Genomic DNA, 16,501 nt, shown 5'->3' with positions numbered 1-16,501 from the left:
TTTCGGCTTATTGGCCGCCCCAGCTCTTAATGACCTGGTGGCCGGTTTATTCAAGCATAGATTCTCACAATTACCAGTTAATCTCGTGAACTGCATAAGTCATGGCTCCTTATAGTTAGTTTTTAATTTTCGAAGACAAGCCATTTTCTTGCTATATTCTTGCATCTCCTCTCTTTTAAGTTTTAATTTATCGTACAGGCTGGAGAATTTTTGATATACACTTTCACCTATGCTCGCTTGATCAAAATCTTCTAAACCTTTTTCAATTGCTTCAATGTTTAAAAGTAGTTTGTTCATATTTGTTGATGCGCCGCCCTCTAACGAAAACAATCCCCAATTTTCCTCGTTTAAAAGCTCAGTTTTAATCTCGCGGTTCTTTCCGAAGCCTTGACCGGTTAATTCAGAATTAGATATATCTTTGAAATAATCTGCTTCATCCAATTGCTTTTGAAAATCGTCAGCAATCGTTTCTTTCTTAGGCAACTCGTTGACAATGTTTTGGACTGCTCCATTGTTTGAACTTGCAACGACAATATTTTTATCTGAAATGGAGGACGGTAAAACGCCAATTTTAGCACTTTGCCAATAAACTAAACTTCCTTTCATCCTTTTATCAGCAAGTTGCACAATTTCCGCTGCCTGTTGTACCACCAAGTCAGCAAAAATATCTTTTAACAGTGTTGTTTTTCCTGTTCCTGGCGGACCGTTGACACTACGAATCTCATTTTTGTCGTTTAGTGCAAGATTCACCGCAGCCTGCTGCATGAACGAAAGCGCGAAACTAGGATTACTTGGGAATCGCCCCAGCGGATAGTATTTAGGTTGTAAAATAGTTGTCTCAAAAATTTGGGAGTTAAAATGATCGGAATCTTTATTGCCATCTAGATTTTGTCTAAGTCCTGAAAAACCATTAAAATATCGATCCAAGTTTGTATTAGTAATTATCTTTGCTTTGTTGAGGTCTTCAATAAAGAACGAATGTAAATTCACATCCCCATTCTCCAAATTTTTCACAAATGCATAGCGGAAATTTTCTACGGAAACATGATACTTTTGAAAAAGCTCAGAAATGGTGGAATTAAATCCCTCATCAAACTTGCTGGTCAAATCTTCTCTAAATACGCTTTCAACTTTTGAAATATCTTCCGGTAAAATACCATGTTGGCGGATATAACCGCTCATTGTAAAAAACAATTTGTCTGCTATAAAATCCAATTCATTATTAAAATAAATTGAGAAGGTGAATTTGTCAGAATTACTAACGTCTTCGTAACTTTTAGCAATCTTGTACTTCTCCCTCAATATATCAACAACTTCTTGAAAATCGAAAATATCAAAATATAAGACTATGCCCGACTTTTTAAAGTCATTATTCGTTAGATTTTGTTGTTCTTTTTGCTTAGTTAAAAACTCTGTAAAAAACTTTTCCCAATCTTCTTCCATTGTATGTAAGGGTTTTAGCGATTTGTCTTTGCGATTAATAGAACCTTCAGCAAGTTGTTCTATCGTAATCCAAGCATTTAAAATATCTTTCCTTTTATTCATGTTCTCCCCCCATTATCATCTACACTTACACATTATAAAACTCTCACCCTAGCATATGAAGTCAAAAAAGCTCTCCAAACCTAGAGAACTTCACCAATGTGCCAATCAATTATTCACGAGCGCGTAATCGAGTAGCCCAGCTTCTCCCTCTTTCAACCAAGTCAGAATAACCGACGTATCCAATCCGCCGGAATATGCGTGCACGATTTTCGGTTTTGGCATAATTCGAATCTCCTTTTCCCTCATTAGTCCTCTAAGGAAGATGCCCCGCTTCTCACAACCGACACCGATTCCCGAATTTTCGAGAATTGATGTCGGTTTTTCTGTATTTTCGTCGATAATTGTTTAGATCTCGTTCAGTTTCTCCCTGTATTCTGTATAATGATGGATAAAATTCAAACTACCCAGAGAGGGAGCATAAACATGCGAAAGAGAATATTTCATAATCCTGCCGTGTCCGCTGTGCTTGCGGTTTTTATTGCGTTAGGCGCCATTCTACCTACCATGCCCGCGCCTGCTAAGGCTGCGACACACACAGGCGCAACGTATTTCGAAGATACCGATAATTGGAAGGGACCTGGATTTGCACCGGGAGTTGGTGATGGCGATATCGATTACGGTGATCCTCGAATTAAAAATGGTCACAGCCTTTACCCTATCGAATTAAGCATCATGAATGTTACACAGCTGCCGACAGAAAGCGCTTATGTGCTCGTAAGAGCTTACGACGTCGACGAGTATAAGAATGGGGGCGGCGGAGAGTGGGATCGGGTATACTTCTCCGGAAATCCCGCAGACCTCACACTTGCCAACCAAACTCCCGGTACCGATTGGGGCAGTAACGGAACTGCAGAGTGGCGAAAGGAATTCCCGCAATCCAAATACGTCGGCGCTCTTTCAGGGTCCAATAACATCTGGAATACGTCGGTATTGAAGGTTGACAACACCAGCTTAGTCCTAGGCAACAACTATGTAGGCGTCTCCATCCATCACCATCCGAGTGCCCCTAATTTCAACTCCGGTTGGGTTACCGAGATCGACTGGATTCAGCTCGTAGTTGACGGCGGCGCTCAAGACGAAGCGAAGATTACTGACGCTACAATTAAAATCGAGGGCGGCGCAGCCAAAATCGACACGAAGTTCCTGCCGATTGTTCCAGGCGACTACTCCATGGAGATCAATCTGATTGGCAAGGACGCTCAAGACAACGAAATAAATCTAGGTACAGCTAAAAATTTATTCCCGGAAAAACCAGCAGGAACAGAGGTTCCATGGAATGACATCTCGCTCGGAACCGGCCTTGATCCAACCAAAGAATACAAAGTCAACATTATTCTCTTTGAGGATTCCGGACTAAACGCAAATCATACGGACAAAACCGACCCGCAAAAGGCACAGCATATGTATTCGATCTCGACATTCGACCCGGTCGTGCAAGATATCAACAAGCTTGATCTATTGAATACACCTTCAATTCCTTTTGAAGCCACCGACTTCTCAAGCAAATACTTTAAAATTAACGGTCAAGCGAACGGGGCAAACCTGAACAAGGTGAAAATCGTTACGCTTCCGCCGGCAGCTCAAGGCAAGCTGCAATTAAATGGAACTGACGACGTCGCACTTGGGCAGGAAATTGACGCAAGCAATCTCGGCAGCCTCACTTTCTTGCCAGAGCCTAATTTCCATGGAATCGCAAGCTTCAAATGGAATGGCTATGACGGCACAAAATACGCTTTGATGGATGCCGATGTCAACATTACGGTTAATGCTCGTCCCGTTGCGAATCCCGTTGTCAAAGAAGCCCTTCAAGGCAACACGGTTAATTTACCTGCAGCCGATTTTACAAGCAAGTTTGTGGACCCGGATCCATCGGATACCCTGAAGCAAATTAAATTCGAGCTCCCGCCATCCGCACAAGGTCAACTGCTGTTGGGAACTACGCCAGTCGTTGATAATCAGCTTTACCCGATCAGCGTGCTGACCAATCTTACATTCGTTCCTGATCCTGCGTTTGAAGGCGACAAAGTCGAATTCGACTGGTATGCGGATGACGGGAAACACACATCCACGTCTGCCGGTACGGTTACGATCAACTACGACATCAAACCGGTCGTCAAACATATCGCAAAAGTCGGAACACAATACGAACCAACAGCAATGACGGAGAACGATTTCCGCAATCAGTTCTACAAGCCCGGCGGCAGCACGCTGAATAGCGCCGCGCTGGAGAATGTACGCATCGATGTGTTGCCGACAAGTGGCAAGCTTCAGTTGGACGGAGTGGACGTAACCGCTGGACAAGTGATTCCGGCATCCGACCTCGCGAAGCTGAAGTATGTCCCGGATCCGACGACCGGACTCGTAGGCAGCACGACATTCAAATGGAATGCAAACGACGACCGAAACTATGCAGCGGCTTCCGCCGATTTCACGATATCGGCTAATCCAGCTCCGAGCGTGGACCCGATCGTCAAAGAAGTGGACAAAGGCGATAGCCCGATTACATTCCAATCAACCGATTTTAGCGGTAAATACACGGACCCGACTCCAGGCACCCCGCTGTTGGAAGTGAAACTGACGGACGTACCAGCAGGTGGCAAGCTAAAATTGGGCAACACGCCTGTAACAGAAGGCCAAGTCATCCCGGCCGCTCAGCTTGGCAACCTGCAGTATGAACCAGCAACAGGCGAGACGGGAACGGTCACATTCAAATGGAATGGCTCTGACGGCTCCCAGTATGCGAAGACGCCTGCTGCCGTCACGATCCAGATCAATGCGCCTCCAGTGGCAGGTCTGATCGAAAAAGCCGGATTAACCAACGAGATTATCTCGTTCACCGCAGCTGATTTCTCTACCTCTCCCGGATTTACGGATCCGGATGCAGGCGATACGTTGGTCAACGCCCGGATCACGCTGCCGAACGACTTTGACAGCAAGGGCAAGCTTTACTACGCAGGCGTAACCGACGCTGTCTATGTTAACCAAGGAACAATAACGATGCTCACTCCAGCACAGCTGGATACGCTCAAATTTGCTCCATCGGCCAGCTTGCCGAACGGCAGCACGGTCAGCTTCCCTTGGGTAGCGAGCGATGGCAAGTTGAACTCGGAACAACCTGGTTCTGTCCAGATCTCCTATAACGGCATCCCGGTAGTCTCGCCGCTGATCGTCGAGATGGAAGAAGGAGAGCCTTCGCCTATCATCACCCTGCAAGGGACAGATGACAGTGTAACGGGAATCGTGTACAGCATCCTGCAGGACCCGACAAAAGGTACACTGACTCTTGTTCCAGGAACAAACAATCAATACACGTACACGCCTAACGCCGGCGTCACAGGCGCTGACAGCTTCAAGTATATCGCAACCGAGGACGCCGCAGGCGGACAATCCAGCGCGCCTGCAACTGTCGAGATCCGCGTTCACAAGACGCTGGAAGGCTGGGTCGGCTATTCTGAGCCGGGCAACCCAGTAACATTCAAAGCTCTGCCGGATGAAGCGCTTGATCTTCATGCAATCAGCACAATCTGGGCAGACCGCGTCGTTGCCAATGTACAAGGCACCAACATTGATCTGACGTTGGCGAATCCGACTACGTATGCGGCCGACGGATTTAAACGGTGGACGAACACCACCACGAAGCTGCCTGTATCGACAACGCCGGGATCTTATGCAGTAAGCTTCAGCGCATTCCCTGTGGCGAACCAACCGGCTCTGGCACAGGAGCCTACTGATAAGCTCGCCGATAATGCATTCGTCGTATTGAAGACGAACTTGGAGCTAACAGCTAATCCGGAGAAAATCCTCGGGGATGGCAAAACGACGACGCAGCTATTCGCCAAAGTAACGACTGAACATGGCGATCCGATCGCTGGTGTCGAAGTTGAATTTACTCTGCCGGCTGGCCTGTATCCCGGAACGATTGTCGGCTCCAACCGCGCAATCACCGATGCGGATGGAATCGCTATTGTAACGTACAAGTCCGATAAGATTTCAGGCACAGCGGAACTTTTCAATGTGATTCAGGCAAAAGTTCACGATGTAAGCAAAGGTTTGTCGGCTGAAGATAATATCACCATTACGTTCCAGCCTGCAAAAATCGAAGGCAAGCTGACGCAAGGCTTCGGATCCGAGAGCAAACCGATAACCGATGCAAGAGTGACGATTACACTTGATTTGAACGGTGATGGCATGATCGATCCAAACGTTGATTTTGTCCAAGACGTTCCTGTAGAAGCGGATGGTTCGTACTCGGTTGCTGTTCCATATGGCAGCGAGACCTACGATCTGAACGTGACCCGAACCGTTGAAGTTGGCGGTGTGCCAACCGAGATCACGTATGTACAGAAAGCAAAATCCGATCAAATTACAGGCAACGGCGACACATTCCCGTCTGAGAAAACCGCTTCCGGCTTGATCCTGTTCAAGCAGCCGGACGGTACGACAAGCATGCTCAGCGACGATATTCGCGACAACACCGTCGTCTACCTGAAGGACGCTGCTGGCAACTACATTTCCGAAGGTGGCAAGAAAAAAGCATTCCCGCTGGGCGAGAAGGGTAAAAGCGGCATTCCAAGCGTGTTTAACGCCGACGGCTTAGTCGCAGGCGAAGAGTACGAGCTCGAAATCAGTTATATCCTGGAGACCGGCGTCGAGATCGTAATGGGGCGCGGTACCGTATCTGTCTCGGGTAACGGAGAAATGAACATCAATCAGGAATTGGTTGACCCGTACGGCACGGTTACCGATGCCGTCACCAATAAAGTGATTGAAGGCGCGGAAGTCAAGCTTTATTATGCTGACACCCAGCGAAACCGGAACAAGGGCCGTACGCCTGATACGGGCGTAACCCTTCCGGTGCTTACTGGTTTTGCTCCGAACGACAATGCCAGCCCAACGCAGCTGACCGACGCGCACGGATTCTACGCCTACATGGTGTATCCGGAGACCGACTACTACCTAGTTGTAACCAAAAACGGCTACCACAGCTATCGCAGCCAGACGATCCCCGTCGAATGGGACATCGTCAAGCATGATTTGAAGCTGAATCCGTACACACCGATCTATATCCCGCCGGCTAAACCGGATCTCGCGCTGACCGTCTCCGTAGACCGCAACCTGGTCGAAGAAGGCAGCCAATCGACAATTACCGTCGATTACAAGAACCAAGGCAATACAAACCTGCCGAAAGGCCAAGTATCGATAACGATCCCTGAGGGCGTAAAGATCGTCGACGCTGACGGCGGTACAGTAACGGGCAATATCATTACGTGGAACGTATCCAACGTCGAGACGAAGAAAGGCGACAGCTTTAAGGTCATCGTCGAATGGCCGCAGCTGGACAAAGCTGAGAATGCGTTCGACATCGCAGGTGTATTCTCGAATGGCGGCGGGGATTCCGCTGCGGCGGCCAACGCCAAGTCGTCCGCAAAAATTCAAGTGTTCTCCAAACGTTTTGACGACCTGAAGCATCAACGCTACATCCTGGGCTTCCCGGACGGCGAATTTAAGCCGAACAAGTCGCTTACACGCGCCGAACTGGCCGCGATTGTGGCGCGCCTAACCGAGAATGTCAAACAAACGACAGTAAGTCCTTACAGCGACGTCGCCGAAGATCATTGGGCAGCAAATTACATCAAGATTGCAACAAAACACAAGTACTTCGGCGGTTACGGGGATGGCACGTTCCGTCCTGAAGCAGCCGTAAGCCGCGGCGAGCTGGCTACCGTTATGGCCCGCTACTTGAAGCTCGACGCTAGCGCAGCGGCAGACCCGCACTTCGCGGATGCAGCCGGCCACTGGGCATCCGATACGGTCGAAGCTCTGTACAGCGGACACTTCCTGTCCGGCTACCAAGACGGCACATTCAGACCGGATGCCGCCATCATCCGCGTCGAAGCCGTCACCATGATTAACCGCATGCTGTTCCGCGGTCCTCTCAAGGGACTGGAGCCGTTGTTCCCGGATATGCCGACCACGCACTGGGGCTTCGGGGAAGTACAAGAAGCGACTATCTCTCACGAAGCCGAACGCAATGCCGACGGCAGCGAGACTTGGACCAAGTCGCTTGAAGATGGCGTACAGTAATTCATTCGCATGAAGCGTTTTTCAAGTTTCGCTTGAATACGAATTGCGTTATAGTAATGGATGTACTCTTGTACCTTTTGTACAACGATTGCCGTCGTTGTACAAGTGAGATTTTCAAGCTAGAACGTTTCAGACTTTAGTGTGGAATGAAACGATTCGGTTAGGGCATTATCAGCGGGCGTTCCTTTGCGGGACATGCTCATGGTAATGCCCTTTTCCTTTACAGCATGCTGGTAAATCTAGAATGTTCGACAGATACATCATGCAGTACCCGTAGGGGAGATAAGTAACTTTCCCCTAAATAAATTCAATTCACAAGAGCTGTTACCGCGATCTCTGCCGGAAAAAATGACTCGCTTATGCTTTCCACAATCGATAGCAAGATCACGCCTAATGATTTGATATTTGATACATATATACAGGGGGATGATCACACAGATATAACGATAAATCTGCAATTAAATGGTCATCTGCTCACAGGAATTATGAACGGATTAACTCCATTAATAGAAAACACCGATTACACCTTAGATGGCTCTACCGTTACCATTAAAAAGGAATATTTGAACACTTTAAACATGGACCAAACTACAGTTTTGACATTTACGTTTAATTCGAGTACACCACAAAACTTATCGATTTATGTAAGTAACTACACACCAGATGATGCTAACTTAACCGATCTCCAAATAGACGGCACGACGGTAACAGACTTTGACTCAGACGAAATCGGTCCATACGATGCAAGCATCCCCTATGCTCAAACATCAGTTGTAATTACGCCCACATTATCCAATCCTTATGCTACCTTTCAAGTGGCAGGGGACACGGATCTTGTGGTTGGACCAAATGAAATTACGGTTACGGTAACCTCACAAAAGGAAGTATCGTTGAATACACGATCATCGTGACTCGTGCAGACGCATCGAATGACGCTAACTTGACCGATCTCCGAGTAGATGGAAAGCCGTTAACAGACTTTGCATCAGGAAATACCGGTCCATACCTTGTTAGCATCTCGCATGCTCAAACATCAGCAGCCATTACGCAAACGACATCCGATCCCAATGCTAACGTTCAACTGGCAGGGAACACGAATCTGGTGGTTGGAGAAAACACGATTAACGTTACCGTTACCTCTCAAAAAGGGACTACAAAGGTATACTCAATCACCGTTACTCGTGCAGCCGCACCAATCAATAATGGCGGCGGTGGAAGTACGGGTGGTGGAAATCCAAGTGGCGGCGGCTCGGTACCAACACCTCTAATTACTTCAACTGATGGGGAAATTACGTTGCCAGTTGATCGGGATGGTGAGTTAAAGCTTAATGATGAAGTCTCCGTATCGATCCCGAGTGGAGCAACATATCAACAACTAACCCTTACCATAGAAAGACTATAGGACATTGAAAGTCTTGAACAACAAGGATTCGTCTTTGTGAGCCCAGTATATGAGCTGTTGACAAATGTCACCGGCAACCTTAATAAGCCCGTTACACTTACACTCAAATTCGATACTAGCAAAGTAAAAGACGGGCAACACGCTGCAATTTACTACTTCAATGAAGCACAACAACGCTGGATCGAAATCGGTGGTAAAGTTAATGGAGATGTCATTACCGCAGAAGTATATCTTCTCGCAAAATTTGCGGTACTGGTCATAGAAATCAAACCATAAGTAATATTCTCCGATATCGCTGGACACTGGGCAGAAGAGAAAATTCGTCAAGCTACTAGCCAAGGAATTGTCACTGGTTATTCAGACGGAACATTCCAACCGAATGCAACGATTACACGTGCTGAATTTACAGTAATGCTAATGAATGCCCTCAAGCCGCTAGGAGATGGAACCACGCTCAGCTTTAGTGATAACGATAAAATTGGCGGATGGGCACATCGAGCGGTAGCTCAGTCAGTAGCCGCAGGGTTTGTGACTGGATATAGCGATGGTACATTCCGTCCAACCGCTAACATTACACGTTCGGAGCTGGCGTCAATGATTGCTCGGGCATATGGAGCAGGCATGGCAACTGTGGATTTTACAGGTTTTGCAGATGACAGCGATATTCCGGCATGGGCAAAGCCTGAAGTTCTGGCAGTAAGAGAAGCAGGTATTATAGAGGGAATTGGCAATAACGTGTTCGCACCTGATGCGACAGCAACGAGAGCAGAAGCCATCACCATGATTATGAATCTGCTGAAGGCGAAGTAAAAACAAACTGACTTCATATCGTGAACCAAATAAAAACACCTTCAAGAAAGTCACTCATGTCGCAAGATATGAGAACAAGCAGAAGCTTACAAGAAGTATCATAGGTCCGCCATCATATTAACCTTGAATTACGAAAGTGCATAAGTACAAGCTTCTCCTAAAAGCGGGATAGGAAACCTCATCCAGTTATGGTGATTATTTTTAACAAGTTTGGAGTCCTTGTAGAAATTGCAGACAACTTCCCCTCCCCACATGAAGGGGCAACGGAGTTTCCAAGACTTATTTTGGGATTATCAATCATTCCAATAAAATACTTTTTCGTTCCATTCGAAGCCACGCCCAGCGGTTTTGGAACGACTCAGCCAGCTTCAAGGTAAACTGACGACCGCTTGGAACGAGTACGCCAGCACACTGGATAAATTCCCGATGAAACCGCTGAATGGTAAATGATCGTTGAATCGGATCGCAACATTGAAGCTTAAAGCGCTCGAAAAGATTGTAAGCCAGCAGTTTCAGCAAGAGATCCATCTCATTCGCAGCAAAGGATTGTGTTGCGATACGGTGGATTACAAAACCGTTTTTTCCTTCTTTGATGTAGTTTTCCATACAGCAGCGTTGGTTATAGAATCGCCATACGTCGATGGCTTCCCAGCTTTCTGTTGTGACCACCGCTTCATATTTCCAGAACGTATCCAGCTCTAATCAAAAAGAACTACGAACTCCTGAAACCTAAGAAACTCAGAGGCTCTGCAAATTCATATGTCACACTCCCCTGCCATATCTAACACTTCAATTTTTCGCTATCACTTATGTCACTTATTCCCCAATAAATCTTGAACGCCCGGTACACCTGCTCTAGCAAGAGCACGCGCATGGGCTGATGGGGATAGGTCATGCGGCCGAAGCGCTTTTTCTTGTCGGGCGCTGGCTTTACGTTCCTGTGATATTCCAGTTTTTGTACAGGATTTAACAACCCTTTTAGTTGTTTTAGAAGCCTTACGTCAGTCTTTGATTTCTAATTTGGTTCTGTTCTTTTTCTTCTTTTGGTCTTTCATCCACTGTCTATACATCTCTAACTTATTTCTTAAATCAGAAGGGATAAGAAAATCCTCTAAAATTGTAATCCATACAGTAAAAATCGATAACTTGAGGTTCTCAATCAGCTCAAATTTTTCTTTATGTTTGTCTTTATACTGTTGATAATTTTGCTTTTGCCTCTTAGAAAATGAGTCGTTTACCTTAAAAATATCCCTTTCATTAAGTTGATATGAAAGGTTATGAGCAAAGGCATTCCTTATATCGTTAAGACGAAGAATTGGATGTATCTCTGGTCTTGGGATAAGTCCCATTGCAACAGCAAGTCTTGTTTTATCTACAAATCTCATTCTCTTGTCTAAAATTATTTCTGGATAGACAAGCGATTTTTTCAATAAGTTATCCAATTGATTTTCAATATATAAATGCCCTTTCAGAATAATCACAAGTTCACTCTCACCGTTTGCATCCTCTAAAAATTTATTCAATTCTTCTTCGAAACATAATACAATTAATTCCATGAACAGTAGATCGTCATCAGTTAGTATTTCTTTCATGTAATTATCAGCTCCGTGCGATTTTGATCACCATCGTCTTACTCGCGAGTAAAATAAACCAATTTATTTGTTAAGCACAACATAAACTTTTCCCTTAACCACCACGTCCCCACAACACTCCAACCTCTCCCGTACACCCCAATTTTTCGCCGTCACTTATAATACGGTTCACCGTAGTGTATCTAAGCACAAAGTACAATTTGACTACAAGATTTATAGTAGTATATAGCACAAAAGCCGCTCCCACATTAGGAGTGGCTTTCGTATGTTCATCCTATTTTTTCTCCGATATATGATTTTACTTCTGGTGAAACTGTTTCCAAGAACCCTTTATAACTCCCCTTCACAGGATTAACAGTTATAGCCCATTTGTTCCAGTCTCCATTTTTAACATTCCAATCTACTACATCAAGCTGTTCTACTTCCTCTTCCCACTGATCTAACCATGCTATGCCTTCAGAAGGACTATAAATCATGATTGATTCATGTAAGTAAGTAGCAATTGCATTTTGAATGGGTTCATGCCCAAGTACATATTTTGTTACATCGCCCGGTGTCTGTGGTAACACCCCAAAAAAAATTGCGAAAAATTTATTCAAGTAACTAACTATTTCGTCGTACTGGGAAATAAGAACTTGCTCCTCCCTCTTTGCAAGTGTCTTCTTCCCAAACAACAACAAATTGATAAATGTTTTCAACCGAACCCCTGTCGAGAAAGCAGTATTATTTGGCCTTATCACCTTACTTTTATTCAATTCGATCTCTACTATTTTCAAAGTTGGAGTTGTTTTATATACCTCTTGAATCAATAGATTTGTTATATCCCTTGAATCATACTGTGTAATTAATGACATAGATACTCGTTTTGCGTTGGAATTAATATCAGTAAAAAGTTTGCGCTCGTCTTCTGCACTTAAACCAAAATATATCTGAACTGTTAAACTGTTCTTAAGAAATTTCACTTTTTGAACTTCATCATTGATCTTTTCAATATATTTTTCCAAAGCCTTAATTCTATGCTGTCCATCTAATACAACCATTTTGTATGATTCATCGAGCACAAGTTGCTCTTTCTTAGAATCATATACCTCAACAGGGTTCCCTCTAAAGGAAAAAACTAGTGCTGGTAGGTATATGCCAATTTCTGAATCAGATTTTTCGAAGTATTTTAATAGACTAGGAAGTCGATTATATGACAAATCACGGTTAACAAATTTATCAACTTTGTACACTTTTAGAATGTCTTTTATCGCCATTTGAGTAGACATTAATCCTTTTGATTTTGACAAGTTTATAGTGTCAATGCTTCCATTTATAAATGTCTTCATCATAATAATAATTGCTCCTCCTTAGCATCATACTTGTCACTAAGATATTGAGAGAATGTTCTAACAATTCTACCAATAGAACCGAAATTATATTTCTTTGTTTGGTTGTTAAATTTCGCCGCAAGCTTCTTAAAGTCGTTATTCTTATGGCTCCAATCAACGGAATATATTGTTATTCTGAAAATATCCTCCATTGTTGCGTTTGGATATCTAATTTTTGTATCATAGACAAACTTAGCAATAGATATTAAAACATTTGAAGAATAAACCACATATTTATCCCGATCTAATGCATCTTTCGGTGTGTACTTCTTTAACAATGTCAGAAACATTTCTGTATTCTTCTTAAACAATCTATAATTCTCTTGAGTTATCTTTGTGTTCTGTTTCCTATGAATAGTTCCCTCGTTTAGTGTATGTGCTAGAACATACAACGTTGCTGCAGTGGCAAGTTTAGTTCTTGTTGTTTTTGACCTACATTCAAACTCATCGGGATTAATTGTTGGATGAAATTGAACAATTTCTCTTACAAGGTCTCCGTATAAGTCACCCTTCTTGTACATGACTAACAAGGTATTATTAACCGCAGACGATTTGCTGTTTACATCTGTGAATAGTTGGCGTTCCTTATTAATATTTAAGTCCAGAAAAATCTGTATGGTAAGAGGAAAACTTATGAGTGAATAGTAACTTTCACTTACTTTTTTATCATTTTTATTTTGCTCCATCATTGCTTCTAGCCTATACTTTAATAATTCAAAGGCTTTTATCCTATGCTGCCCGTCCAAAATAACTAGTCGCTCACTCATATTTAAGTGATATTCACAATGTTCACTTTCAAACTTTCCTTGTCCTCTAGCTGAAAAAATCAGCGGGGAAAAATATATATCATTTCCTTCCAAACCGTATTGGATGTACTTACTAATGGAAGCTACTCGTTCGGTGTCTATGTCCCTTTGTACTTCTCGATCTATCTCTAAAAATTTTAGCACATCGTTCACAGTGCATTGCACTGATATCACCCTTTGATTGAATTGAGTTCCTCCAATTGCTTTTAATACAATCTGATTCGTTCTTTTAGAGATTCCCGATAAATCCATTTCTACATTCCTCCAATCTTTTGACTTCTTTGTAAATAGTATATTATATACTTCCAAAATCATCCACACTTTTCGGCGTCTTTTTTTGCATTATTGGGAATTTTATATTGTAACCCTTCATCCGATCACACGAACGATAAAAGACATTGAATATCAACAAAATTCTATAGATTGCACATACGAATAGATAATTATTAAGCGCCACTTATAGACTGTCATCAGCCACTTTAATTGTCGGTGAATTCGGAACCGCCAATGACGGTGGCTTTTTGCATTCGTCACCGACATGGATTGGGCGATCAGATTCAGCCTAACAGACTGACGGCAAAAGGAAAAGACCTGCTATCGGCAGGTCAGTTCAGAAGTAACATGTGGTATTTGGTTTTGGTATGAAGCCAGAATTTCACGCCCCCAAAAACAACGTACCGCTTCGTATCAAGCTCCATTTCAGCTAAAAAAACACGTTGCTGAGCTCAAACATAATCGGATCCCCGCAATGCAAGGGGTAGAGCAACCTCATTCCTTCGTAGACACGCCATCGACAAGTTTCTTGGTGGAATCGTAGTTCATACATACCGCCGCTCCCTCACTGTTCTTTGAATTCGCTTAAGACACGGCTTTACGTGAATCGCGTCAATGAGCTTGTCTTTTCGGAGTACAGCGTTGGTTTTACGGACTTTCTGGTCAAGAAAGGCTACACCCACGACATTACAAGGCACTACAGAGGGACGATCAATTTGCTGATCGATTTGCGAATGCAAATGGCTATGAAACGTATACCACAGAAATAGGTGAGGAATTTCTGAAATCGGAAGAGCGCCTAATGTATCTAAAGAAAGCTGGTTATCAGCACCAGCGTTTGATCATACGACGTTTTAATGAGTACCTTGACAACGGTAAGTATTCGTATACATATCTTCGAGTGAATTATGAGTGCCCAGAACCTTTCAAAAAGGGGCTTGAGCAGTATCTCAAATCATTGGAGAGAGCAAATTTGCGACAATGCACCATTGACAAATATCGTGTATTTACAATAAAGCTATGTAGAGATTTTACGAAGAATGGCATAGAATCATGGGATGCTGTCGATGCAAAAGCGCTGTTGGGTGCGTTTGACCGGGTTACAAGCAAAGCTCAGTTTTCAGCATGCATACGGAAGCTCTTTGCATTTTTGGTCAAGGAAGGGATTGTAAAGTACAATTACGCGGGGATCGTGCCACATATGCAGTATTGGAAGCGCATCCCCTCGGTGTATAATAGCGAGGAAATTGAGGCGATACTCGGAAGCGTTGATCGTTCAAATGAAGTGGGAAAACGTAATTATGCCATTCTTTTGTTGGCAGCACGATTAGGCATGCGTTCTTCTGACATCAGTTTCCTTCGCTTCGAAAATGTTGATTTTGTCAAAGCGATGATTGAGTTTAAACAACGAAAAACAGGGGTTGCAAATCAATTGACGTTATTGCCAGAAATAGCAGAAGCCTTGCATGATTATATAAACAACGCCCGTGGCGACTCTGTTGAACCCTATATATTCCTTACTTGCCGAAAAAGCTTACGGAAGAGTGTGCTGCCGAAATTAAGTAGCGGAGCGATATGCCGTATCGCCGCGAAACATTTCCGTCAATCCGGGATCGATTTTGGCGATAGACACCATGGCGCACATGCCCTCAGAGCATCACTCGCGAGCGGTCTCGTAGCGGAAAATGTGCCGTGACCGCATAAAAGGGCGTCCATACCTGAAAAACACGTTTAGGAACTGGTTCTTGAAAATATTGGAACAAGCCTGCATCCCGAACGTACGTAGCGTGCCCTCGGAGCGTATTATATCCCCTCATACCTTAAGACACTACTTCGCGTTCAAATCATTTTTGAAATCGGAAACGGAAGGGAGACCATTGGAAGAATCCGGACCCCGACTTGCGGCATATCTTGGGCATGAATCTCTGGTAGGAACTGAAAAATATATCACGACGAATTATGTGCTGTATAAAAACTCGCATGCCCGTATGGATGAGAGTGTTGGAAATCTGTTTCCGGAGGTGAATTTCGAGTGAAAAGCAAACCTGATGAGCTCACTCGTCTGTTGTCAGAATTCTTTACCGAATACCTGCCTATTACCAAGGGGCTAAGCGTGAACACGATCACAGCATACCAGTACGCTTTTCAGTTGCTNGTCCATCTCGAACAAGAGCGTCAATGTACTGCTAAAACGCGCAATGTTCGCCGCTCAGCGATTATTGCGTTTGCAAAATATGCCGCCAAGAAATCTTTTTCGTCATCATTGCCATTTTATTCTGAAGCGATATCTTCCACGAAGAAAAAAGAGCCGAAGAATAATATCATCAAATATTTTTTGAAAGAAGAAATTCAATTATTACTAAAATTGCCCGATACTTCGAAAGCAATCGGACAGCGTGATGTCACGATGCTGGCGGTATTATATGCCACTGGGGCACGGGCACAGGAACTCTGCGACATCACTTTGAACGACATCACGTTAGCAACTCCGTCTTTTCCAACAAAGGTGCGCTCGACTGGAAAAGGGAACAAATCACGAGTAGTTACTATCCCCGCAAGCTGTACCTCAATCATAACCGAGTATTTGCGGATAAGAAAATATGATTTAAACAACAAGTC

12 protein-coding genes and 4 pseudogenes are annotated in these 16,501 nt (G+C 44.0%); 8 read left to right on the top strand and 8 right to left on the bottom strand.

Going from position 1 to position 16,501, the window contains the following annotated elements; genetic code table 11:
• Positions 1–99: 99 nt before the first annotated feature.
• Together ACFQ2I_RS16470 and ACFQ2I_RS16465 are read right to left on the bottom strand one after the other, a co-directional pair.
• Positions 100–1,545, bottom strand: coding sequence for an AAA domain-containing protein (locus ACFQ2I_RS16470; RefSeq protein ID WP_377566099.1), 1,446 nt, complete (start codon positions 1,543–1,545; stop codon positions 100–102).
• Positions 1,546–1,692: 147 nt separating this feature from the next.
• Positions 1,693–1,767 (bottom strand): annotated as a pseudogene (locus tag ACFQ2I_RS16465) (argininosuccinate synthase domain-containing protein); the annotation flags it as partial.
• Positions 1,768–1,968: 201 nt separating this feature from the next.
• On the opposite strand from ACFQ2I_RS16465, the gene ACFQ2I_RS16460 reads away from it, so the two are divergent.
• Positions 1,969–7,629, top strand: a complete 5,661-nt coding sequence (locus ACFQ2I_RS16460) for an S-layer homology domain-containing protein (RefSeq protein ID WP_377566096.1) — start codon at positions 1,969–1,971, stop codon at positions 7,627–7,629.
• Here ACFQ2I_RS16460 and ACFQ2I_RS16455 read toward each other — a convergent pair.
• Positions 7,560–7,865: pseudogene (locus tag ACFQ2I_RS16455) on the bottom strand (IS3 family transposase); the annotation flags it as partial. The gene ACFQ2I_RS16460 and the pseudogene ACFQ2I_RS16455 sit on opposite strands and share 70 nt — an antisense overlap.
• 123 nt (positions 7,866–7,988) lie before the next feature.
• Here ACFQ2I_RS16455 and ACFQ2I_RS16450 point away from each other — a divergent pair.
• The 5 genes and pseudogenes from ACFQ2I_RS16450 (at position 7,989) to ACFQ2I_RS16430 (ending at position 9,841) form a co-directional block, all read left to right on the top strand.
• Entirely contained in the window at positions 7,989–8,540 is a 552-nt protein-coding gene (locus tag ACFQ2I_RS16450) for a X2-like carbohydrate binding domain-containing protein (RefSeq protein ID WP_377566094.1), read from the top strand.
• Between the two features lie 29 nt (positions 8,541–8,569).
• A complete protein-coding gene (locus ACFQ2I_RS16445; protein ID WP_377566091.1) occupies positions 8,570–9,031 on the top strand; it encodes a cadherin-like beta sandwich domain-containing protein in 462 nt (153 codons plus the stop codon).
• Positions 9,032–9,067: 36 nt separating this feature from the next.
• A complete protein-coding gene (locus tag ACFQ2I_RS16440) occupies positions 9,068–9,307 on the top strand; it encodes a hypothetical protein (protein WP_377566088.1) in 240 nt (79 codons plus the stop codon).
• 3 nt (positions 9,308–9,310) lie between these two features.
• Positions 9,311–9,610: pseudogene (locus tag ACFQ2I_RS16435) on the top strand (S-layer homology domain-containing protein); the annotation flags it as partial.
• Between the two features lie 15 nt (positions 9,611–9,625).
• Positions 9,626–9,841 (top strand): S-layer homology domain-containing protein, encoded by a 216-nt coding sequence (locus ACFQ2I_RS16430; protein WP_377566086.1) that lies wholly within the window; start codon positions 9,626–9,628, stop codon positions 9,839–9,841.
• A 297-nt stretch (positions 9,842–10,138) separates the two neighbouring features.
• Here ACFQ2I_RS16430 and ACFQ2I_RS16425 read toward each other — a convergent pair.
• The 5 genes and pseudogenes from ACFQ2I_RS16425 to ACFQ2I_RS16405 form a co-directional block, all read right to left on the bottom strand.
• Positions 10,139–10,534, bottom strand: a pseudogene (locus ACFQ2I_RS16425) (transposase); the annotation flags it as partial.
• Positions 10,535–10,622: 88 nt separating this feature from the next.
• The gene (locus ACFQ2I_RS16420; protein WP_377566102.1) at positions 10,623–10,793 is read right to left on the bottom strand and encodes a 23S rRNA (pseudouridine(1915)-N(3))-methyltransferase RlmH; all 171 of its coding nucleotides are present in this window, start codon (positions 10,791–10,793) and stop codon (positions 10,623–10,625) included.
• A gap of 49 nt (positions 10,794–10,842) precedes the next feature.
• Positions 10,843–11,433, bottom strand: a complete 591-nt coding sequence (locus tag ACFQ2I_RS16415; protein ID WP_377566080.1) for a hypothetical protein — start codon at positions 11,431–11,433, stop codon at positions 10,843–10,845.
• A gap of 269 nt (positions 11,434–11,702) precedes the next feature.
• A complete protein-coding gene (locus ACFQ2I_RS16410; protein WP_377566077.1) occupies positions 11,703–12,764 on the bottom strand; it encodes a DNA sulfur modification protein DndB in 1,062 nt (353 codons plus the stop codon).
• Positions 12,761–13,861: a DNA sulfur modification protein DndB gene (locus tag ACFQ2I_RS16405; RefSeq protein WP_377566074.1), complete on the bottom strand. Its 1,101-nt coding sequence runs from the start codon at positions 13,859–13,861 to the stop codon at positions 12,761–12,763. Before ACFQ2I_RS16405 ends, ACFQ2I_RS16410 begins: the two co-directional genes overlap by 4 nt.
• Positions 13,862–14,684: 823 nt before the next feature.
• Between ACFQ2I_RS16405 and ACFQ2I_RS16400 the strand changes: the two genes are divergently transcribed.
• Positions 14,685–15,578 (top strand): tyrosine-type recombinase/integrase, encoded by an 894-nt coding sequence (locus ACFQ2I_RS16400; protein WP_377566071.1) that lies wholly within the window; start codon positions 14,685–14,687, stop codon positions 15,576–15,578.
• A 336-nt stretch (positions 15,579–15,914) separates the two neighbouring features.
• Positions 15,915–16,501: tyrosine-type recombinase/integrase (locus ACFQ2I_RS16395; protein WP_377566068.1), on the top strand; the 587-nt coding region annotated here is incomplete at its 3' end.

Source organism: Paenibacillus chungangensis, from assembly GCF_042675905.1.
Taxonomy (GTDB): domain Bacteria; phylum Bacillota; class Bacilli; order Paenibacillales; family Paenibacillaceae; genus Pristimantibacillus; species Pristimantibacillus chungangensis.
The sequence above is the reverse complement of the archived record's forward strand: the minus strand, read 5'-3'. Positions and strand labels throughout refer to the sequence as shown.